The sequence below is a fragment of the Paenibacillus periandrae genome (assembly GCF_022458865.1).
Lineage (GTDB): Bacteria > Bacillota > Bacilli > Paenibacillales > NBRC-103111 > Paenibacillus_S > Paenibacillus_S periandrae.
In genome coordinates, this window is the sequence record NZ_JAJNMU010000008.1 from 290106 (window position 1) to 311812 (window position 21707).

At 39.3% G+C, this 21707-nt stretch carries 20 protein-coding genes; 15 read left to right on the top strand and 5 right to left on the bottom strand.

Features of this window, described 5'->3' with window-relative positions; all coding sequences use genetic code 11:
* Positions 1-9 precede the first annotated feature (9 nt).
* The 4 genes from bioB to LRL21_RS15650 all read right to left on the bottom strand — a co-directional run bounded on the left by bioB (position 10) and on the right by LRL21_RS15650 (position 5513).
* Positions 10-1008 carry a biotin synthase BioB gene (bioB, locus tag LRL21_RS15635; RefSeq protein WP_240416729.1) on the bottom strand — a complete coding sequence of 333 codons (999 nt, stop codon included), beginning with the start codon at positions 1006-1008 and terminating at the stop codon, positions 10-12.
* Between the two features lie 5 nt (positions 1009-1013).
* Positions 1014-1760, bottom strand: coding sequence for a dethiobiotin synthase (bioD, locus tag LRL21_RS15640; protein ID WP_240416730.1), 747 nt, complete (start codon positions 1758-1760; stop codon positions 1014-1016).
* Positions 1761-1765: 5 nt separating this feature from the next.
* Positions 1766-3088, bottom strand: a complete 1323-nt coding sequence (bioA, locus tag LRL21_RS15645; RefSeq protein WP_240416783.1) for an adenosylmethionine--8-amino-7-oxononanoate transaminase — start codon at positions 3086-3088, stop codon at positions 1766-1768.
* Positions 3089-4028: 940 nt separating this feature from the next.
* On the bottom strand, positions 4029-5513 hold the full coding sequence (locus tag LRL21_RS15650; protein WP_275900750.1) for an IS1182 family transposase: 1485 nt from the start codon (positions 5511-5513) through the stop codon (positions 4029-4031).
* Positions 5514-5757: 244 nt separating this feature from the next.
* Between LRL21_RS15650 and LRL21_RS15655 the strand changes: the two genes are divergently transcribed.
* A complete protein-coding gene (locus tag LRL21_RS15655) occupies positions 5758-5952 on the top strand; it encodes a hypothetical protein (protein WP_240416731.1) in 195 nt (64 codons plus the stop codon).
* Between the two features lie 617 nt (positions 5953-6569).
* Here the strand turns inward: LRL21_RS15655 and LRL21_RS15660 are convergent.
* Complete coding sequence (locus tag LRL21_RS15660; protein WP_240416732.1) at positions 6570-7490, bottom strand: coiled-coil domain-containing protein; 921 nt, start codon at positions 7488-7490, stop codon at positions 6570-6572.
* 604 nt (positions 7491-8094) lie between these two features.
* On the opposite strand from LRL21_RS15660, the gene LRL21_RS15665 reads away from it, so the two are divergent.
* From LRL21_RS15665 to LRL21_RS15730, 14 genes are all read left to right on the top strand, one after another.
* The gene (locus LRL21_RS15665) at positions 8095-8415 is read left to right on the top strand and encodes a hypothetical protein (RefSeq protein WP_240416733.1); all 321 of its coding nucleotides are present in this window, start codon (positions 8095-8097) and stop codon (positions 8413-8415) included.
* A 320-nt stretch (positions 8416-8735) separates the two neighbouring features.
* Positions 8736-9143, top strand: coding sequence for a hypothetical protein (locus LRL21_RS15670; RefSeq protein ID WP_240416734.1), 408 nt, complete (start codon positions 8736-8738; stop codon positions 9141-9143).
* A 555-nt stretch (positions 9144-9698) separates the two neighbouring features.
* Complete coding sequence (locus LRL21_RS15675; RefSeq protein WP_338044625.1) at positions 9699-10082, top strand: YkgJ family cysteine cluster protein; 384 nt, start codon at positions 9699-9701, stop codon at positions 10080-10082.
* Positions 10083-10739 carry a hypothetical protein gene (locus LRL21_RS15680; protein WP_240416736.1) on the top strand — a complete coding sequence of 219 codons (657 nt, stop codon included), beginning with the start codon at positions 10083-10085 and terminating at the stop codon, positions 10737-10739.
* A 54-nt stretch (positions 10740-10793) separates the two neighbouring features.
* Positions 10794-11210: a hypothetical protein gene (locus tag LRL21_RS15685; protein WP_240416737.1), complete on the top strand. Its 417-nt coding sequence runs from the start codon at positions 10794-10796 to the stop codon at positions 11208-11210.
* Positions 11211-11839: 629 nt separating this feature from the next.
* Positions 11840-12073: a hypothetical protein gene (locus LRL21_RS15690; RefSeq protein WP_240416738.1), complete on the top strand. Its 234-nt coding sequence runs from the start codon at positions 11840-11842 to the stop codon at positions 12071-12073.
* 81 nt (positions 12074-12154) lie between these two features.
* On the top strand, positions 12155-13063 hold the full coding sequence (locus LRL21_RS15695) for a site-specific integrase (RefSeq protein WP_240416739.1): 909 nt from the start codon (positions 12155-12157) through the stop codon (positions 13061-13063).
* 304 nt (positions 13064-13367) lie between these two features.
* Positions 13368-13742 carry a hypothetical protein gene (locus LRL21_RS15700; protein ID WP_240416740.1) on the top strand — a complete coding sequence of 125 codons (375 nt, stop codon included), beginning with the start codon at positions 13368-13370 and terminating at the stop codon, positions 13740-13742.
* A gap of 1430 nt (positions 13743-15172) precedes the next feature.
* Complete coding sequence (locus LRL21_RS15705; RefSeq protein WP_240416741.1) at positions 15173-15721, top strand: hypothetical protein; 549 nt, start codon at positions 15173-15175, stop codon at positions 15719-15721.
* A 286-nt stretch (positions 15722-16007) separates the two neighbouring features.
* Complete coding sequence (locus LRL21_RS15710; RefSeq protein ID WP_240416742.1) at positions 16008-16826, top strand: hypothetical protein; 819 nt, start codon at positions 16008-16010, stop codon at positions 16824-16826.
* A gap of 1315 nt (positions 16827-18141) precedes the next feature.
* On the top strand, positions 18142-19041 hold the full coding sequence (locus LRL21_RS15715) for a phage lytic cycle repressor MrpR family protein (protein WP_240416743.1): 900 nt from the start codon (positions 18142-18144) through the stop codon (positions 19039-19041).
* A gap of 98 nt (positions 19042-19139) precedes the next feature.
* Complete coding sequence (locus LRL21_RS15720) at positions 19140-19358, top strand: hypothetical protein (protein WP_240416744.1); 219 nt, start codon at positions 19140-19142, stop codon at positions 19356-19358.
* A gap of 167 nt (positions 19359-19525) precedes the next feature.
* The gene (locus LRL21_RS15725) at positions 19526-20056 is read left to right on the top strand and encodes a hypothetical protein (RefSeq protein WP_240416745.1); all 531 of its coding nucleotides are present in this window, start codon (positions 19526-19528) and stop codon (positions 20054-20056) included.
* A gap of 503 nt (positions 20057-20559) precedes the next feature.
* Positions 20560-20934, top strand: coding sequence for a hypothetical protein (locus LRL21_RS15730; protein WP_240416746.1), 375 nt, complete (start codon positions 20560-20562; stop codon positions 20932-20934).
* Positions 20935-21707: the final 773 nt, after the last annotated feature.

Consider the following 21707-nt stretch of genomic DNA (forward strand, 5'->3'; position numbering starts at 1 on the left):
GGCACCGCCTTAAAGAGCATTTAATTCAATCTCAAAGCCCAAATCCTCAATAATTTGAAGATCAGCTGAAACGTCTTGACCTGCTGTCGTTAAATAATCACCTACAAAGAGTGAATTTGCGGCGAACAGCGACAAAGGCTGAAGTGTACGGAGGTTGACCTCACGCCCGCCAGCCACGCGGATTTCCTTAGACGGACAAATGAAACGAAACAGGGCTAATACCTTCAACGCTTTCATCGACGGCGTGCGGCCTGCATGTTCCAGAGGTGTTCCTGGTATCGCATTCAAGAAATTGATCGGAATCGAATCCGCATCAAGTTCTCGGAGCGCATAGGCCATTTCAACAATTTCTTGATTTGTCTCGCCCATGCCGATAATGACACCAGAGCAGGGGGACATGCCGTATGCCTTTACTTTCTCCACGGTTTCAACACGTTGATCATAGGTATGGGTCGTCGTGATGGATGGGTAGTTGGCTTTGCTCGTGTTCAAGTTATGGTTGTATCGATGTACGCCTGCTTCAGCAAGACGTTTGGCTTGATCGTCCTTGAGAATGCCCAGACATGCGCAAATTTTTAGAGGCATTGTATGACGGATTTCTCTAACCGCGTCCACTACTTGATCCAGTTCCTTATCTGTCGGTCCTTTCCCAGCCGCTACGATGCAATAGGTTCCGGCTTTGCGTGCCATTGCTTCACGTGCCCCTGAAAGCAATGTGTCTTTATCAAGCAGGGTATATTTTTTAACCGGGGCCGTCGAAACGATTGATTGCGAGCAGTATCCGCAGTCCTCGGGACAAAGGCCGCTTTTTGCGTTGATGATCATGTTCAGCTTCACTTTTTTACCATAAAAATGCTTTCTCACCTGAAACGCAGCCTGCATGAGCAGCAATACCTCATCATTGTCTGCTTCGAGCACAGTGAGCCCTTCCTCTAACGTTAAACATTCTCCATGCAATGCTTTTTGGGCAAGTGATTGCCATTCTATCTCCGCTGAAATTGTTGTCATATCAATCATCCTCCCATAGGTTGAACTGCAAATGCCTCTCTGATTGGCTCGAATTGTATTGTTTTTCGTAGCGTATTAATCAACATCTCTGAAGTCGCTTCGGCGTGCAAATGGGGAAACCGACCAAGAACCTCTAGGCCGCTGTATTGTTCAATTAATTGTGCATTCGTTGCGACGCTCGGGTCGTCATGGGACTCCGTTGATTCACCATCGTTCAATATGATGCCAACAATTGGGACTCCGCGATGCCGAAGGAATGAAGCAGTCAGAAGTGTGTGATTAATTGTTCCGAGGCTAGAACGGGCTACAATTAGAGCAGGTATCCGAAGCTCCGAGATTAAGTCCACAATGAGGGCGTCATCGGTTAGCGGTACAGCTACGCCGCCCGCGCCTTCGACAAGCAGCGCCTCGTAACGTTTAGTAAGCGGTAAACCAGCGGTGATTAGCTCCTTCATCGTAAGAGTCACACCAGCCTGCTTAGTGGCGAGCATCGGCGTAAGCGGAGCTTCAAATGTAAATGGCGCGACTGCCTCAGGCCGTTCGTTGATTCCCGTGCTTTTCAGCAGCCGCTCAGCATCGGTAAGTCCACTACCAAGAAGAGCACCGGATTGAATCGGCTTCCAGACACCGGCATTCATCCCTTCAGCACGAAGCATAGCGGTAATGGCTGCCGTTATAACCGTCTTACCGACATCGGTGTCCGTACCTGTAACAAATAGTCCGCGTATCGTTTCATCGTTAATTTTGTTCAAATAACTCAACCGCCTTCTGTAACGTGAAGTATCGATTCCGCCAAAATATCTGTCATGGCATCCAGTTCGGCTTCATTGCTGACAAGCGGAGGGATGAAGACGATCACATTGCCGAGGGGTCTCGTCAGCATTCCGAGTTCTCTGGCCCGCAAGCTTGTCCGAACGCCAATTCGTTCTGCCCAATCGTACTGCTCTCGTGAAAGCTTATCGCGTACGAGTTCAATTCCGATCATTAATCCCTTTTGCCGGATTTCACCGACGTGCGGGCGATCCTTTAGAGCTGCGAGCTTTTGCTCGACAAATGACGCCTTTACTCTTACTCCTTCTACCATTTTGCGCTCTTCAAACAGCTTCAAGCTGGCCAAAGCAACGGCACAGCCGAGTGGGTTCCCTGTGTAGGAATGACCATGGAAAAATGTTTTCTGCTCTTGGTAATCGGAATAAAACGCGGTGTACACCTCGTCAGTCGCAAGCGTCGCTGCAACAGGCAAATAGCCGCCGGTCAGCCCTTTCCCGATCACCATCAAATCAGGTAAAACATCTTCTAGATCACAAGCGAACATAGCCCCCGTTCGACCGAAACCGGTCGCCACCTCGTCAGCGATGAGCAGCACACCATACTTGCGGCACAGCATAGCCATCTGGCTTAAACAGCCTGGCGGCATGACAATGATGCCACTAGCCCCTTGCACTATCGGCTCCACAATGAGAGCCGCAATCTCATCCGCCCGTGTCTCGAGCAAATTACGTAGTGCGGTTAGTGTATCTTCCAATGCCTTCGTCTCACCGCCATCATGGCGATAAGAGTAGGGATATGGAATGACGTGCGAAGGAAATAGCATGGGGCGAAACACGTCATGGTACAGAGGGATTGCACCGACACTCACTGCTCCAACTGTATCTCCATGGTACGCTTGATTCATCGTGATAAACTTCGTTTTACCCCGTATCCCCTTGTTATGCCAGTATTGAAACGCCATTTTGATAGCGATCTCGACACCGGTTGCTCCTGAATCTGAGTAAAACACTTTGTTTAATCCTTCCGGAGTTATCCCCACCAACTTTTCTGCAAGCTCGATTGCTGGTACATTGGCCATTCCGAGAAGTGTGGAATGGGCGACTCGCCCTAACTGTTCCGTGATCGCCTGATTTAGCTCCGGCACGTTGTGTCCATGTACGTTGAGCCAAACTGATGAGAAACCGTCATAATAAGCGCGTCCCTGGGCGTCATACAGCATGATACCTTCGCCGCGTTCAATAATGAGTGGATCAGAGTTATTGTAGTCTTTCATTTGAGTAAAAGGGTGCCATAAGTGATTCTTATTCATGGCAGCAAGCCGATCGTAATTCGTTATCAAAAATTATCACCATCCGTTAATCGTTTTTAATTGTTAACCAAAATAATTGTTTTCAGGTTTACAATCAATTTGGTTATTTTAGCAGACCTGGACGCCCCTGTAAAGTGAATTCAAAGTGTAAGATTGAGAATTGATACCATACAGAACCAACCGAAAACTCCAACTAAATATACTAATAATGTGAATGATAACCAAATATAGAAAGATACTTTTGTGCCGTTACCTGTAAGAAACTAAAAGAGAACGCGGAAACGAGGTACCCAAAATACTAAAATATAAAACAACAAAAACCCTTCTGCATAGATCACAAAAGGGTTAATCTGGGAATATTTAAATTATGAAATACGAATTGATTTTGCGCTATCTTGCACGTGCTTATGAATACTATCTCAATAATTAACTCATTTATAACTACAAAGTACTACTTCTTATGTTTTAGCTTTTATTCCATAGATTTAATTTAAATTTGGTACATCAGATAAAATATTTATCGGTCTAAGACTTTATTTGTTTCTTTCAGAAGGAGGCTTTTGCAATACCCAATCAGTTGAGGCCGATCAGCAAGCTAAGAATCGTGAGGCCGAAACATAGCAGGGATAAAGTTGTGAAATTATCCCCCTGATATTATGGATCAAATTGATGCTAAAATTGAATTTCTATACACGAAAAAATCTAAAGAATAATAGTGGTAAAAAACATCTGAAGGCTTGAAATATTACTTATTTTTGCTATACTAGATCAGCAAGGTAAAAAGTTTAAAACAATGCCTTTAGCGACCAAAAAAATAATTCTTTCTTTAAAAACAAAGGCCACCTGAAAAGAGAGCCCTGCAAAAGCCTTAATTTTGAGGAAATGGGCACTCCGAGATGGTAAAAGTGATTGAAAAACTAAAAAAGCAGCTCGTTCCTTGTCAGAGGATGGGCTGCTTTTGCTCTATTAGCCGAACCATTCGTTTCACATTTACAACAAACGCAGTGAGATTGGCCTGTATTCGCATACGAAAGAGACCTCGGTATTTGGCTGTAGCCATACCGTGGAATCTCTTCATCTCGGCGTTCTTGTGTTCAATGATCGGCCTGCGCTTAATTCGCTCTTTGAATGTATCACTTAGTTCGAACTCGATTTGCTCTTTGAAGTGCTCGGCGATGATCCGGATGGAGTACGTCTTGCTTTTGGACTCTGGTTTGTAGCAGCCATCGCGCAGCGGGCATACTTTGCACTTCTCTACGTCAAAGTAGAATACGAGCGAGCGGCTGTCTCCGCTTTTTTTACTGCCTTGAATCGCTTTGCGAATGCTGTGTTCGCCTGCGGGGCAGACCACGAAATTAGCGTCCTTGTTGTAGTCGAATCCATCTTGACGCACGCCACCCGAGTGAACAACGGGATTCAGTGGAACGACAGGCTGGATGGATTCCTTTTTCATTTCTGACAGATTGTCTTTTCCGGAGTATGCCGTGTCTGCAATGATTTCTTCGACTACAATCCCATTTGCTTTCGTTTGCGCCAGTAGAACAGGTAACTGCTTTCCGTCATCGCTGGTTCCCGGTGTCACTTCGACAGCCGTAATAAACTCTTCTTCTGTCATAGCCAGGTGCTCTTTATAGCCAAAAAACGACTGGGTACTGCTTTTCCAACCGAACCTTGCGTCAGGGTCGACCGCTGACCGGATGCCTTTACTTGCTAGCAGACGCTCATCTTCTACGATTTCCTTCGCGATATGCAATTTGTCACTTATTGCCCCCTCATGGTCCGGCAACAACTCTTCTACCGTTTGGCCAAGCTCGGCGAGATAGCGCAACATGATCTTCTCTGCATCTTCTTGCTCACTTTTGACATTCAGCAATGGAGGAAGCTTCTTTTCTAGCTTCGGATGCCGTTTCACCACAACACGAAACAGTCGTTTGGCTGCTTCCCGAAGCACGTTCAGCGGCTGTTGGCGCTGAGTCGCTGCATGCGTATGCGTAGCATCCATAATGATGGTTTTCGACTTGATGAGCCCTTTGTCGATGCCCTGGCCTACTACTTGTTTTAGAACATCCTCCACCTGACTTACGCCAAGACGGTGGTTACGGAAACGTGAGAGTTGCGAAGGATCCGGCAGTGGATCTTCCGGGTTAATCCCGATAAACCACTTGTACGCCAGATTCACTTGCGTTTCCTCTATAACACGCTCGTCCGAAAGATTGTAAAGGATCTGCAAAAAGAGTAGACGAAAGAGCAGTTCCGGTTCATTAGCTGGTCTGCCGTAGTATTTACAATACGAGTTTTCCACCAGCTCAAGTATGAAACCAAAGTCCACAATGCTATGAATCTTGCGTAAGAGGTGATTTTCCGGAACAAGTGTATATAACTCCGCATGAAAGGATACGGTTAATTGTCTACCTACATGTAACAAAGCTGTTCAACTCGCTTTTCCTTTTTTTCCATTATACAACAAACCCAATGCCTACGCGGCATTGGGCTGTATTTTACAGAAACTGTATTCGTTTTGCAGGGCTCTCTGAAAAGGTGGTCTTTTTCGTTCGTTAACTATGGAGCTGCAGTGCGTCCAGAAATAGGTTAGAGAGGATCGGTAGTAATCCTGGATGCAAGAGCTGCAGGATCGATCCGGAGCCGGGAGAAGTGAAACCAGGAGGAGCATGACGGCATTGGCCGTGAGTTCAAGAAAACGGAATGCAGCAGATCCGGAAGCGCTGGATGATCTGCGAATCGATGCATCAAGAGCCGTCGGAAGACGGATCGGACGAGCAGCTGCAGCGCGGTCAGAAATAGGTTTAGAGGGATCGGTAGTAATCTTGGATGTAAGAGCTGCAGGATCGATCCGGAGCCGGTAGCCGGGAGAAGAGAAACCAGGAGCAGCATGACGGCATTGGCCGTGAGCTCAAGAATGAATGAAAGTAAATCCGGAAGCGCGGACAGAATGATTGACATCGTACTATAACCCCTGGATAATGCACAAAAGAACCAAAAACCACCGAAGAACTTATATCGGTGGTTTTTGGTTGTGTGGATAGGTGCGAGATGAAAGCTTGTCCCTATTTAAAGAGCCAGTGATTGAAGATGGTTACGGAAAGGTTTATGAGGGCTGGACCAAAGCGCTTAAACCAAAAACGAAGGGTAACCAAAACAGGGTTAAAGGTAACTAAAAAAGGATCATAAAAGGTTAAAACAGGGCGAAACCAAAATGATCCACCTGGTCGAGCTGAAAGGTAACTAAAACAGGTGTTTAAAAGAATATGATTTCATCATTTCCAAGCGTAAAGATAACTCTTTCGGTACTAGATTATCTCTTTTGAAAGATCAAAATACACCTACTCCCTGTTTTTGTTACCTTTCAAATTATTGCCTTGTACGCCAAGGGACTGAGCACGCAGGTTTCATCTTATCCTCCACCTAAAAATGTATTGAATATGTTACGTCGGATGGTTATAAAATCATTATCATTGCATTTCTATTTTCTATCTCGCTGACTACCTTGAATCTTTTCAAGGATTTCAGCCATATTATTTGCATGCTGCTCGGACAACTGATTCATCATCTTCGACATGTTCTCTTGCCACAAGCTTTTTTCTTTAAGGAATGCTTCCTTGGCCTCCATCTCTGTTTCCTTCTTCAACACCTCCAAAGCCCGAACGTGTTCTTTCTCCTTTTGCTCAGCTGCCGCTTCTGTGTCTTTAATCCTGCGATCATTTTCTTTCTGTTGTTCCTCCAACTGCAGACGAAGAACTCTTTCAACCTCTTTATGTTTGGCCAGTTCTTCATTCTTAATTCGCTGAGCTTCCTGGAGCTGTAGTTTCATTTCTGCCGCATCCGTTTCCGCTTGGTTAAGGTCTTCAACGCGTTTTTCAAGCTGGGCAACCTTTTCACCAGTCAAATGCCTGATTTCCTCTAGCGCTTGACTAGTCTTCTCGAATTGAATCAATTTAGTATGGAGGTCATTATTGGTCGAATAAGCCTCTGTAAGCTCTTCCTCTTTTTGCGAAAACTTTTTCTGAAGAACCGTTAGGTCCATACGCAAGGATTCCATCTCCTGAGACATCCGTACCTCTTCTTCTAATAATTTTTCCTTTACTTCTTCAACGGCATCTAATCCTTTTTCTCTCATTCGAATATATACACTAGACAAACGACTCATGTATTTTTGAAGTTCTTTTAATTCTTCTGCAAATTCCGGGCTCGTTTTCTGTAGATCATACAACTTCGATATTTGAAGTAAATGATCTATAAATGTATCGTCAGTACCACCTGCAGCAGCCTTCATCGCTTCATACATCAAACGGGTGGTAGTGGACAGCCTCATCCCCTTCGTTTTGCCATCCGTCCCTTTATCGAAATTTAAATCTTTTATATCATCCATAATTTTCTCCTCCATTGTTAACATGAGAACCCTTATGTATCAAGGTTGTTAACATGTTAACATGCTTTTTAATGTTAACTATACCATATATTTTTATCTTAAAATAGTAGAAATATTCAAGGCTCTGATGGTATACTTGAGACAGGAATCTAACTTCCGATAATATAATGGTATCGGAAGTTAGAATGAAGATGTGAGATAGATTAAAAAGAGAGGGTGGGTGGGCGTCATAATTATTGATACAGGTTTTCAGAATTGGTGATTTTGGATTATTTGTTTCTTAATTTTCACATTTTATGAGAAAATGAATATAGGGATGTAGAAGGTTTGGATTTTAAAGATGAACTCTATCAAAGAAGATCCATATTACTGATATTGAACCGGAAATTGTGATTAGGAAAGGCCTTACATAGATCATATCTCTTCTATGGGTTTATCGAGAGAGATGCTTATAGTTCAACTAGTGGTCCGGGTTTACAAATACCTGCGATATTCTATGGATCTTTGATATTCTCCAAGGTGGACATTTCACAAAGGTTATTGTTTGTTAGAGATTATTTTTCAAACACGCAAACGACAATCTGTAAGCTCAATTCTAGACGAACTGGGGGGGTAATCCTTGAAAATGGCACTGAGAAGAGAAATTGTTGAGCACGCACTTTTAGTTAATGTTCTTACGTTGAACGAAGAATACAAAAATGTACTAACTGGATTAGGTCATGAACTTATCATCACACCTTACGCGATAATTGGCATTAGCCAAAATCATTTCAATGTTTCTGAATATAAATTCACTCTAAGTAGTGAACAAGCAAACAAGGCGTATCTTTCCTACAAAGATCAAAATGAGAAGTGGATGTTTGTTGAAATATACGGGGATCTCATTGCCGAGTTGAGAGATCTCAAAACCACTGAATATATACTTACGAAAAACAATTAATTAGGCGACCTGCTTAAATCATGTGGAATAGAGGAGAAGGGGGATAAGATTACTTTGGGGCGTCGGTTTCGCTTATGGTACTCTGAGGCAAGTTTAAAATAAGAGAAGGGGCACATATGAGAAAACGACAAAGAAGATTTTTATTTATAGAAGAAGATATACCGTTATTACAATCACAAATTAAAATCATATCGAGAAATAAATTAGTTAATTTGGTTCATTGCAAATGAGTAATCAAATACATATACATTTAGTCATTGCATGAAAGTCCAAGAAATGCCGCGCTATTATGAAGTATAAATCCGCTTGGAGGAAAACGTATGAGACAAATGATAACGATCGACCAATTGAACGAACTTGATTCAAACCAAAAAGAACAATTGAGAAAATGGTGGAATCCATCTGAAAACGATTACTACATTCTTAATTTACATAATAGTAATCCCGTATTGAAAGTTGGCAAATCAGAGAAGAAAGAATATTCACTTCCATTACTTAATATTGGTTTATGTATAGACATTATCGATAAATCAAACAGTGTTGGATTTATGCTTATGAGAGAACATGAAACTTTTTCACTATTCTTCGCTCATAAACCGACTCACCCTTCAGGAGAGATTGATGGTTGGACAGTATCTGAAATAGAAGATGACGGAAATAGTTGCGAACTAATTGATTACTTATGGGAATCAGTAAAACTAATATTGAACAAACGTTTACTGCATTAGCAACGCGGTTAGAGGGTTTGGGTAGTAAAACCCCGATTCATGCATCATCGTTTTCAATACATCATTACATAGTTAATATTATGTTAACTAATGATAGCTATGACCACAGAGGTAATGATATCCAGAAATCCCCTGAGGTACATAAGAGTGAACAATTGTTACCGAATTGATTTTAACATGAAGAAAGATGTTCCCAGCAGGGATTTGGTAAACAGGGCAATGCTGGAAGCTAACTAACTTAACAATTTACTTATTGATAGGGGAAATCAAATCTTGAAAAAACTGGTGGATCTATTTGACGATTACTTTGACTATAAATCATTGATATTAATATTGATGGGGCTACTAGTTATTATAGCTCTAAATTTCAGTGAATAATTTTGAGTCACAATTTAATTTCTAACAGATCAACATCATTTATCAAGAAATACAACAATATCATGCGAAACTTCTGTTCTAAAAAACTATCAGAATCGCTACCTGCAAATTCATAAATAGATGATAAAAACAAAACTTAGTAATGTTAACTACTAAGTTAATTTTGTAACGAATGGGGTGCCGATTATTTTTCACACTAAAAAATGCTTGCGCAGCGGGTTGTGTTGCACGACAATGCTAGCGGTTGTTCCAAAGTATGGAAATAGCAATCTAGATAGTGAATTCCTCGAAACCATGTCTGAGGATAAGGCAGATCAATACTTTTCAGAAAATTCTGAACTTATGGGTACTCCGTGCAAATGGCTAGATAGAGACCAACTTACTACAGAAGCTACATGTAAAGTTCATATTCAAAGAGGTGATGAATGCCGTAATTACCCGGAGGCATTCAAGAAAGATCAGTGGTGCACTGTTGGTTTAGATTACTGGAGCTCAAGGATGAAAAGCGGCATGCAAATTCCACAATGGATTGAAAAAGTTATTAACGAGGGACACAAGTAAATGGATATTAAAATTAAGATCGCCACTGAAAACGATAATCCCGGTGAATTGATGGCCTACCCAATGGCATTGGCATCTAATCGCAAAGCAACTACAGAGGATGTACTCACAATATGCCCACATTGCAGTAATCCATGTCTATATAACAAAGAGATTATTGAACTTGAACATCTGTATCACGGTCGCCTCGTAGCAGTCTGTTCAATCTGTGCATTACTAATACGGAATATGACACTTACGCCTCAACAACGATACACCATTCTTTTGGCCACTGAAAGGTACCTGGATTGGTATCGTTATGGAAAAAGTGATATGAACTCGCTTCTTAAACCAGTAATCGGAAAATGCTTTAAATTTGTCCATCCTGAAACTAAGGATCACTTCGCGATGATGCCAGTTGAAAACGGACCCAATATAGATCAGTTGTACTACCGAAGAATTTCTGAAGATGTAGAAGCCTACATCATAGTTCCTCTCAATAAAGCAAACCGGTTATTGCTGCAATTTGAACAGGTATTTACCATGATGCCAATTCAAACCTCTTCATACTTTCAGTGTTTAAAAGAGTCGTTTGGTAACGTACAATCGCTTCCGTTCCTTGGAGATTATATAACGACCTTAGGTATTTCATATAAACCATCTCCCGAGCCTAGATAGTCAGTACGTTTGCATGCTGCCGCGGGATGATATGACAATAGGAGGCCTTTTATAATGACAATGGTAACTAATCATTTATTTATGAAAGCTTACCTGATAGCCTACACAATATTCTTAGGGACATTTACAGTTGCGGTATTCAGTCCTGGATATTCTTACATTTCAGAGGATGATTACCGTTTATTTTTACAAATATCACTCCCATTTTTAATCATATTCCCTTTGTGTATGATTTACTCTGTTAGAAAGTGGTACAAAGACGTTAACTACTGCACTGAGAGAGTAATTGAAAGCTTTAGAAAAAGAGGATTGACAGTTAAATCAATATTTCTTAATGATGAAAAGCGTGAGACATATCGGTTTCATGTAGACACGAATCAAGGAAAATTCGATTGTATTCTTGAGATTCGTTGGCTTAGTATGAAGGTTTTGTCTTATCCTGAATTAAATACAAAAAAATACTGGAATTAAATACTTAAGACTGCTAACGATCAATTATAAACAAAAAACCCTTGGAGTTCAGTTATTGATGCGATAAACCGGTAAAAAACAGCTTTGATTTGACATACTGCGATGAATGTCTAAATCCAAAACCTGATCTACAAGTATTGGAAGGCGACAGAAAAAAGGATGATCAGAGTGGTGTATATGCTAGCTAGAAATCTACTAGGTCGTGACACTCGTACATGAATTTTTCTTGGTAACTTTTTCAAAAAGGAGATTCGTTTCATGCAGACCCTAAAAGAAAAAATCGAATGGATGCTTGCTGGGAAATTTTTAACCGACAGGAGATAAATCGTTATGTGCTTATGGCATAAATCTTAAAAAAATGGAATTTTATTCGATAGCAGAAAGGCAGTAGGATCTAAAAATCCAAAAGTTGTAGTCAGAGATCAACATATCCCACTTGAAGACATAGCTCTAAATATGGTCATCCTTGATACAACAATATAAGTTTGTCATTTTGCTTCACTGTTCGTTATGAACGGTGAAAATATGTGCAATGAATGCCTTCTTATAGGCATTATGAAAAGTAAAGAACCTTTGATTATTACACAAAGCAAGTAACAGAATGAAATACCTGTTCATGAGGTGGTTGAATGCAGGATTTAATTAAGGAGCTTACAAAGGCTCAACAAAAAAACTTATTGGAACTATATGATTGGCACAATAGATTGGGATTGACCATAGGGCGGGGTTCTCGAACGGGTCGGTATCTTGTTGAAAAAGGATTGGCCATTCAGACTGGAGACGTATTCAATTACGCATACCAATATCAAATAACCGATCTTGGTATGAAGGTTGTGGATTACATACGTGGAGATCGTCATTGAATAAGTGGGGTGAACAATATCGAGTACATTACATCGGCTGACAACGAGCTCGAAAAATCAGAAGAGACTCTCAGTTTTCTCATGGAGCAAGCAAAAAAGTACGTTACTAATTCAAAAGCAGAAAATACTTTAAAATCATATCGGTCAGACTGGAAACATTTTAAAGACTGGTGTAAGAAATTCCAGTTACCTGATTTACCCACCAATGATGACACATACGCTTTATATTTATCAAATTTAGCTTTTGAAGGTTTCAAGGCAAGTACGATTCAAAGAAGAATGAGTGCGATTAGCCAGGCTCATACATTAGCAGGTCATGAATCACCTTCAACAACAAGAATTAAAACCGTTTGGGCAGGGATTCGCCGTTTGCATGGAACCGCAGAAACCGGGAAACATCCAATCCTTATTGATACTTTGAAACAAATGATATCTGAAGTTTCAGACAAGCATATAGGAGTCAGGGATAGAGCTTTGTTGTTGATTGGATTCGTCGGAGGTTTCCGCCGTTCCGAATTAGTAAACCTTGATATAGATGACGTTTCTTTATCCAAAGAAGGACTTATCGTCCGAATCCGTAAATCAAAAACTGACCAAGAAGGGAGAGGAGAACTTATTGGTTTACCATATGGTTCTAATGAAAATACCTGTCCTGTAAAATCATATCTGTCATGGACATCATCTGCAAACATCACATCTGGACCTATTTTTCGTCCCATAAACAGGCATAACCAGATCTTAGATAAAAGGTTGTCCGGCAGAGCTGTTGCTTTAATTGTAAAGCGTTATGCTGAAGCCATCGGACTTGATGAAACTTTATATGCCGGTCATAGCTTACGTTCAGGAATTGCCACGACACTTGCTATGCTCGGTAAAAGTGAACGTTCGATTATGAGACATACACGACACAAATCGGAAGCGATGGTAAGAAGATATATTCGAACTGGATCTCTTTTCTCGGAAAATGTCGTAGACAATATAGGATTATAGTCTTGTATAATTTTAGATGTAAAAAAGATGAACACACTATACCAAGAGATGGATTCCTGAAAATAAAATATTCATATTGTAAAGCGCCCATTGGCAATAGCCTATTACTCTCCCCAAAGATACAACCATGTGTTTGCTCGCTTCCAACCGTATGAGGGGAATGAGGAGATATTTTTATCTACACAATTTAAGACCATACAAGGATAGAGGAGATATCATGTTAGGGTATGCAGATTAACCAGATGATGTCGTAAGATAGAGTACCGTTAGAAAGGCTGTTGAGTTAGACAATACAAGTACTTCAATGCCTCAGAAACCAAGTGGTGTAAATGCCCCTTCACAAGCACAACCAGCAGCACCACAAGCGAATGCATCAAATTTGCCAGTGGAAGATAAATATGCTGGCAAGGTGTTTGTTAGTGGTAAAGATATATTTGAAGCTGTTATGGTAGACTCTACAGATATTGCACTTAAGATGAATACAACATCTAAAAATGGAATTCCTAATTTTTTCTACGACAATAAAAATTATAGTATAGATAAATCTGATTTTTATTTCTATATGGACACTCAAGAGGGATACTGGAATGTTGAAGCAATAAAAAGTTTCATTCCTTCTAAATATTTAGAGAATATGCCTAAATATCAAATTGTGAATAATACACCAACAAAGAAATAATCAACCAAATGTCGCAACATAGGTTTTAGAGTCAACATATTGTTGCGTTACCAGATCAAAATTATTTACTTTAGGCATCAAGCGGAATGCTCAGGACTTGGGCTGCTTCCACTGAATGTAGCGATATACACATGCCACCGGCGCGATAGGCCGTGACCAACAAATGCTCTTGTTATGGGCAGCACCGTGTATGTTACGACTAATGAATTCAAAGAATTCATTGATTTTCGAGAAGGTATGCTGAGCCAGGCAAGTGGCCTTCCGACAAGATCTTATCCGGATGTCACTAAATAAGCATTCTTTTGTTCTCATAAAAGTACACCGTGATGAAGATACAGGACATCGAAGTGTAACAAAGATAATAGAAATTTAATGTTCTTAAATTAACTTCGGGTGAGGGATAAAGAATGATAATAACCATTAAGATAGTACTGACAGTACTTTTAACTCTGGCACTGATACCAATAAGGAACAGATTTGAGGCACTGAGAGAGTCTAAAATGCCTACTAAGTCAACACCTGAATTCTTAATTGGGGTATTGAGGAGGAAAACCGCAACCTCGGATGATGTAGCGATAGCATTAGGTTTGTTCTTAATTAACTTTTTACTTTTAGTGCTGATCTCTGGTTACTTCTTAATATGGTTCTGGTAAAGAGTAGGGATGAAAGATTAATATGGATACATGTTATATTATGGAGTGTGAGTATTTTGAGGCGAGAACCATGAATCAAATCCAAAAAGAAGCGGGAGGGAAAACCCGCTTCTTTTTGGATTTTGTTTACCCCTATCAAATATAAGCAAATATAGGTTTATATATGAGATTCATCACGATCCCTTAGTTTATCCTTTATTAGCTTCTGTTGTTGTACATCCACTACTGTCTAATAACACAACAATCTTCCTTGCTTCCACACTCGTTCCTCTTCAGTCGTTTTTATCATTTTTAGCTCCTTATATTTTTGAGATGCTGAATCCCTTAATTCACAATTCTCATCCAAGAGATGTTCTACCGTGAATTTTAGCACCCGATAAAGTTTGGGAAGGAATACGGCATAGATCCACTATATAATAAATCAGAGCGAATAAAAGGATTAGCAATTATATGACTGTATTAAGATTCGAAGAAGTCTATAAAGTTAACTATCATTCTATCAAACGTAGTTACAGTAAGAATAGGGATTCAAATACCAATGACCTTAGCACCTTTAAAGCGGGTTGGAGAACAATACATCCAGCCCGCTTCTTTTCTCAACTGGTTAATCCAGCCTTTGAAATTGCATGGGTGGAGCAATATTTAATCAGTATCCTAAAGAAACCCGCTTCAACCTAGAATGAAATCTTAAAAATATGAATGAGACTAACAGGTTTGGCCTCGACTATCATATAATAACAAATAGGAAATAAATTGGTAGCAGGGAAGTGTATTATCATGAAGGAATACATGAATGACATCTCAGAGTTTTCAGATTTAGATCAACTGTACCTATTAAACATATCAAAAACATCCATTTGCAACTTTTCTTTCGAATTCATTTCTCGTTGCATTTCGTTTCTCCACAAACAAGGGAGTAAATCTTTTGGATCTGTGATTATTATGATTGATGGATACGGAGATGACCCTGCAGAAATCTATGAAATACCAGAAGTACGAAAATGGATGTCTGAACTTTTTATACGATATCCTTATTTTCTTTACTTTATTAATTATAGTCTCGATTCACACATTTCCTTACTTTCTTGTATAGGAGATATTGCTGTAGTATATGCTGGAGTTAAAACACAAGCACCGATGGAATACAAACGTCAAGGGATAGACCCCATACATGACGTTGAGCCAAAGAAATGGGTTATTACTTTATCTGACAACCTCTTTTTCTTAATGAAAAGGGCTCTTATTGACTATGGCCAACAAATCAACGATTTTTTGGGGCCTGCTGAAACTATAAAAATGATAACGGTAATTACAAATCGCTCATAGGAGATGTATTAATCACTTGGGGTAACGACATTCTATCCGAATATCAAAAAAAATGGGGAAAGGGGTTTTACTGAATTCAATAGAAAATAGTCACATCTTATGCAAAACTCTACAGGGCCATTTATCAATTAAAAGAATGGTTCTTAAACCTCGCAGACGATCCTTCCGTTTTTATGTTTATCTGGACTCCAGGAATTAAAGATGTGCTCTTAGCACTTTGCCGTAAGACATTGTTACAGTAAGTACTGGATGGATATAATTTTAGTTGATAGGAGTTGGAAGCTCGGTGAACCTATTTAATCACTACAAGCAGCGTGAAAATCACTGTACGAACATTTTAATGAACCTTCTTTCTATGAGGGAATCGGACTTGCTGCAGCCTTTTTTGAATGAACTTCTACATAATGTTTCAGTTTTGGATTATAATGACGTTCGATTCTTGCTGTTTGCTCAACATCCCCCTGAAAGAAAGATGCCTCATGAATTCTTAGTTGGCGTTGCACCCTTTCCACGTAAAGAAACGATTGATAAGATCATTCCTAACCCAGGATCTATTCCGGATGCATGGATTATAGGTAAAAATTTCACTATCTTATTCGAATTCAAAGTGACTGGTATGCTTGATGAAGCTCAACTTGCATCGCATAAAGAGAAGCTATCGCCAAACTGCCAGATAATCGAATTTACATGGAAGCAGGTTGGGGAGGTACTACGAAGACTAAATCACAAGGATGGTACTACTCAATGGCTGATCGAACAGTTCTGTGAGGTTATTTCGGAGTTTGAATCACCACGGCCGGCATCGGGAATGCCTAAAGAAATTATTCGTTTCAATGGGCCCAAGACTACTGAGCCGTATTTCATTATTACTGGGAATAAGAGGTTAAAAACATACAATGTGGACGTTAAATTGCCAATGGGAGAGCCACAGCGACTACTGAATGACGGAGTCGGCATAGAAGCTAACCGACGTTGGATTCGTCAATACATCCAAAGCAGCGGGAATCCGATAGCGTTCTTGGGAGAAGACTCATTAGTTATTGATTACACTATAGATCCGGACCGAGATCCCAAAAAAAACAAATTTCAACGATGGATATTATAGTATACCATGTAACCGAATTGTTGAATGATATCTGCAACCAGGAGGTTCTTAATCATGTACCGTTGTCTGAAACCCATATCGTGAACATTATTCGAACTTCAGATAGATGTAGAACTTATCATGAGAAAAGAGAAAAATAAGAAATAAAGAGCTCACAGATTCAATAAATAAAATAGGTCAGGGAGTTCTCGTAACTGATGATAAAAGTTTCCAGCAACATGCCGTTATCTGACATACCATAAGCTGTTTAGATCTAGACAAAAATATTACACATCAGTAAGCGATTCTCAGTATATTTCAACGATATAGAAATCACCTCGTTTAATAAAAGATACTTAACCTTTCTTTTTATTACGAAAGTATCTAGCCGCGCAGCCCCCTCAAGATGAGATTTCCCAGTTCCCTATAGACGACGAGGTAGATAAGTTCGAGGTGGAAGTGCCGCTAGGTATGGTTCTGACGATCCCTAATCATTCGAGGGCTTATCCAATATATGAAGAAATCCGCATGAACAAAGCAGCCGCGGCGCTATACAACAAAGCAATTAACAGAATGTAATTACCTGTTCATGAGGTGGTTGAGTGCAGGAGTTAATTAAAGACCTACAAAGGCACAACAGAAAATCTTATTGGAACTATATGATTGGCACAATAGATTTGGGGTTATAGCCTTGTATCTATTTAGAAGTTAAAAAAGAAGAACTACTATATCAGGAGATGGAATCCTGATAATAAAATATTCATATTTTAAAGCGCCCATTGGCATAGCCAATGGGACTTTACCCTGTTAAGTCTTATCTTACATGGAGAACAACTGCACGTATTTATTCAGGCCATTATTTCGTTCGATTATCCAGTCAATATCAGTTTCAAATAAACGGTTATCAAATGAGGAAGTCGATTTAAACGTTAAGCAATACATTGATGCTGCCGTAATCAATGGAAAACAATAATGTTAAGCCCTTATTCTTACGTTCTGGTCTTGTCACTACCTCTGTTATGCATGGACAAGCGTTCGCAATATTATACATCACACCCGTCATCGTTCCGAATTAATTATAAATACATATCGTATCTGTATTTCCTTAGAACTTCACCAGTATATAATTGATCTTTAAATTGGATCCACACTTTAATGCCTCGGTTATTTCTCGATTCCGTCGGATAATGGTAGTCTTGAATTACCACATTGGAGATTCCGATTATCATCTAATCACACCCTCTCAAATGATGGTTTAGATATGTTTTATCGGGATCTACATGTAGATCCCACCTCATAATCAGGATTGTAAGTCATTATATCGAAGGTGGGAAAAATGGAAGGATTACTACCATTTGAATTCTATAACGCAACTGTTAAACAGCAATATATTAATAAGAACAATAAAAAAAATAAAAATGATCTCAAATACCTATTTCAGATGTCATCTATATTGGAAAACCACTTGATTGAAGATTTAGCAAAATTAGACCTTTTTCAACTTCGTTCAGTAATGTTCTTATTGAGTCCACAATCAATTACTGAATCATTGACATATATAGACTTGATAAAGAAGTACATTAATTGGTATAGGAACATTGATCCTTCTCAAGAGGTAATTGATCTGGAACAACTTAATAGAAGATGGGCTCTTCAATTCGTTGCCAAGGACGAGAACTTAGCAGTAGAAGAAAAAAAGAAGGACAAAGGTAACGAAGTGGTATATACGAATGCAGAATGCATTAGGGCTCTTCTAAATTTCTATAACAAATATCAAACAACATCATCGCGTGTGTATAGATCAGAAAAATTAAAGCCAAGTTATACCTACTTATCAAATCGGTATGGAAACTGGAATAGCATTTTAGCATTTGCAAGCATAAAACCTGAATTTATCAATAATCAAGTAAAGTATTCTAAAAGAGAGTGTATTTCTGCTGTCGAAGAATTTTACAAAATCCACCATTCTACAAGTTCAGGATTATACGTAAAAACTCAGTGGAAACCTACCTTTCCAGTCCTCCTGTCAAATCTAAAATGTAAAACTTGGAATGAAGTTCTTTTATTGGTCGGAATCACACCTGATAAGGAACGTGCAGAAGTAGCTTTAGAATTAGCAAAGTATTTAGTTAAATTTAACAACAATGACTTATTTAAAATTCGGGAATTTGCTCAGAGTCTAGATAAATCACCACATTATGAAGAAGGCCATCTGATAAAATATCGAAGCGTTTGACTGAGAAGTTCGATGCATTGAATTTCTACTTTCAATCTAATCAGTGTATCCTAACCTGTTGAAAGTCGTAATTCAAGGTTAAAGGAGGACTAAAGAAAATGTTCAAACTTTGGTTAAGTACAGTATTGAAAATCATTTTAAGGCAAGTCCTTGTTCTTGCTTCTATTATCTTGCTATATACGTTCTTGTGTGGATTTGGTACTTCTCAACAAGCAGCAGCAGCAGTATTCTTTGTTTTCATTGTAGGATTATGGATCTTTATAGATCTATATTCTCCTCATAAGCTTCGAAAAGGTAATGATCAACACGATCTATAAAGCACACCGTGGGAAGAGATGGAACTGTTCAGAATAAACCCATCTGGTTAACTTTGCAGTACTTTGTATTAAGTTTAACAGTGTATAATCCCTATGCAAAAACTTTATAAATTTAGTAAAGTATTAGGATAGTATCCCTTAGGTAATGAGGACGGTGTAAATTTGTAATGATTAATGAAGAAAAACTTAGGATGTATAGGGAATATGAACGCGAAAGGAAAAGTTTAAATCAACACCCATACAACTGCAAGTTAATAAGAACGTTACCTAATGGTACACAAGATTTCAAACTTGGCTTTTGGTTCTTTAAATGTACAATTGTACTATCGAAAGAAATGGGATTATGGCATTTGAGTGTGTCAGGGAGAAATAGGAAACCAAGCCCACGGCAGTTGTTCGTTGCTCAGGCAGAATTGCTACCATTGGAAGTTAAAATGCTAGAAAGAAAGGGAATTGGAATTGACCCGTTTTGCGTACATTTATTTCAGTTGAGCGGCACAATGAGAGATGCTATAGATTGGCTTGAAGAAAGAGGATATCAACGAGATTACGTCTTTGGGAATAGTAAAAATGACGGCTGGCGCAAAGGGGAGTTATTAATCCCATACTCTTCTTTACCTAATGATTCGATGGAAACAGTAAAACTGCGGAATTTCAAAGCCTACGTTATTACACAGGAAACGAGTGTTCAGAAATAATCAATAATAATATTTAGACAAGTATTGAAATGATAAAGATCAATTAGTTTAAACAACCATATCAGAACTGGAACGAGAGGATTCAAGGATAGATAAAAGTGAACCCAATGGAGCAAGCAGTACGAAAAAATTACTCCCAAATTGAGTAGAAACGATTAATACCTTTCTTTCTCTTTATGTGCAAGAATTATACTCGGCCATATGGAGGTTAAAAATTACTGAGATACGAAACCCTATGAGAGAGTTGCACAATGCCGAGAAAGTGACGTAACATTTGACGAATAGGCGGTGGGAGGTTAATTCGATATTCCGATACGATTTTTGTAGTAGAGATATCTGAAAGTAATATCCCTCTTAAGGCATTTCCAGTTGTTAGAAGTGAGGGTGGATTGGAAATAACGCATTTCGAAACCACAGAATAATCCGAATACCCTGAAGCGGGTTAACGCATAAGTTTCGGATTCGAATCTAAAAATATATTTCTTTAGGATGGATGGGCCCAATTGAAAAATGAAATCGTGGATCCAAGATATGATCAAATGAAAACACTTGCTGCAAGAATGATTTTTAAGTTTGGAAATGCTGAAAGCCCAATACATGTTGCGGCTCAATACAGTCTAATGCAAGGGATTTTGTTTTACTTCCTCGGAAAAAATTTGGATATTTCAATAAATAATTTAAAAGTATTTATTGCTAGTGAATACTTTGTGGATCGTAAGGCACTCAATGAATTTGTCAAAACTGTAGATGATCTTGAAGCGAAGCAGGCATTTGAAAGATCATTTTACCGAGATGGAGAGTTTGACCGTTCTATACTATTGTTAGTCACGAAAATAATCGAAAAGACCGATGATGCTTTTTTGAAATCATTGACATAAAGAATTATTGCTAAGAGATGAAGGGCAGGGTGCTTCAATGATAAGAGACTTAATTATATTCGTTTGTAAGGCCATAATTATTGTAGCCCTGATACTATGGCTCTTAACGGATCCCCAATCCATTTTAGATGTTGGAAAAAACATTCTAATATTGTGTCTTACACTTGCTGCTGCCAGTATTTTCTTTACTATTTTACAGAGAAGTATTAATTGGTTATTCACTATACCGAGAAGGAAACAAACCAAAACTGATGTTCCCTGCAAGCAGGGCAAGGAAGTTCTTACAGTTCGATGGTCTGCTGCAGTTCGATTTGTCATCAATTGGACTGATGATGGAGCGGACACAGTCGGTAGACATCGCGATATCCTTTATCAGTCACATTTAAAGAATGCTATGCCTGGCGAACTGCTGATCACCAAGGGGATACCGATGGGAAAGCCATTACTAACACTCTCGATTAGAGATATTATGCATGCATATTTTATGAAATATCTTTATCCGGGCTACATAATATGTTAATATTGATTTGTAAAATGCTGATATCGGAACAAGCCGGGTCCTTTTTCTCAGGGTCGGGCTTTTTTCGTCCATTTCATATGGAACTTGCAGTGTAAAGTAATAATTAAAACTCTCAGTCACGAGATTCTTGGGAGCATGAACGCTAGATTCATGATCAAGATACCCCGGTAATCCTTACGGAGGCTCGGGCATTCTTCAAAGACCTGTTCGGTGACAACTTTATGCTGACCGGCACCAACTTGATTGATTGTGA

Excerpts from the sequence above, each read along its gene's own strand:
- bioB (WP_240416729.1), bottom strand. The coding sequence starts at position 1,008 with ATGACAACAATTTCAGCGGAGATAGAATGGCAATCACTTGCCCAAAAA.
- bioA (WP_240416783.1), bottom strand. The coding sequence starts at position 3,088 with ATGAATAAGAATCACTTATGGCACCCTTTTACTCAAATGAAAGACTAC.
- LRL21_RS15655 (WP_240416731.1), top strand. The coding sequence starts at position 5,758 with ATGACGGCATTGGCCGTGAGTTCAAGAAAACGGAATGCAGCAGATCCG.
- LRL21_RS15660 (WP_240416732.1), bottom strand. The coding sequence starts at position 7,490 with ATGGAGGAGAAAATTATGGATGATATAAAAGATTTAAATTTCGATAAA.
- LRL21_RS15670 (WP_240416734.1), top strand. The coding sequence starts at position 8,736 with ATGAGACAAATGATAACGATCGACCAATTGAACGAACTTGATTCAAAC.
- LRL21_RS15680 (WP_240416736.1), top strand. The coding sequence starts at position 10,083 with ATGGATATTAAAATTAAGATCGCCACTGAAAACGATAATCCCGGTGAA.
- LRL21_RS15685 (WP_240416737.1), top strand. The coding sequence starts at position 10,794 with ATGACAATGGTAACTAATCATTTATTTATGAAAGCTTACCTGATAGCC.
- LRL21_RS15690 (WP_240416738.1), top strand. The coding sequence starts at position 11,840 with ATGCAGGATTTAATTAAGGAGCTTACAAAGGCTCAACAAAAAAACTTA.
- LRL21_RS15695 (WP_240416739.1), top strand. The coding sequence starts at position 12,155 with ATGGAGCAAGCAAAAAAGTACGTTACTAATTCAAAAGCAGAAAATACT.
- LRL21_RS15700 (WP_240416740.1), top strand. The coding sequence starts at position 13,368 with ATGCCTCAGAAACCAAGTGGTGTAAATGCCCCTTCACAAGCACAACCA.
- LRL21_RS15705 (WP_240416741.1), top strand. The coding sequence starts at position 15,173 with ATGAAGGAATACATGAATGACATCTCAGAGTTTTCAGATTTAGATCAA.
- LRL21_RS15715 (WP_240416743.1), top strand. The coding sequence starts at position 18,142 with ATGGAAGGATTACTACCATTTGAATTCTATAACGCAACTGTTAAACAG.
- LRL21_RS15720 (WP_240416744.1), top strand. The coding sequence starts at position 19,140 with ATGTTCAAACTTTGGTTAAGTACAGTATTGAAAATCATTTTAAGGCAA.
- LRL21_RS15725 (WP_240416745.1), top strand. The coding sequence starts at position 19,526 with ATGATTAATGAAGAAAAACTTAGGATGTATAGGGAATATGAACGCGAA.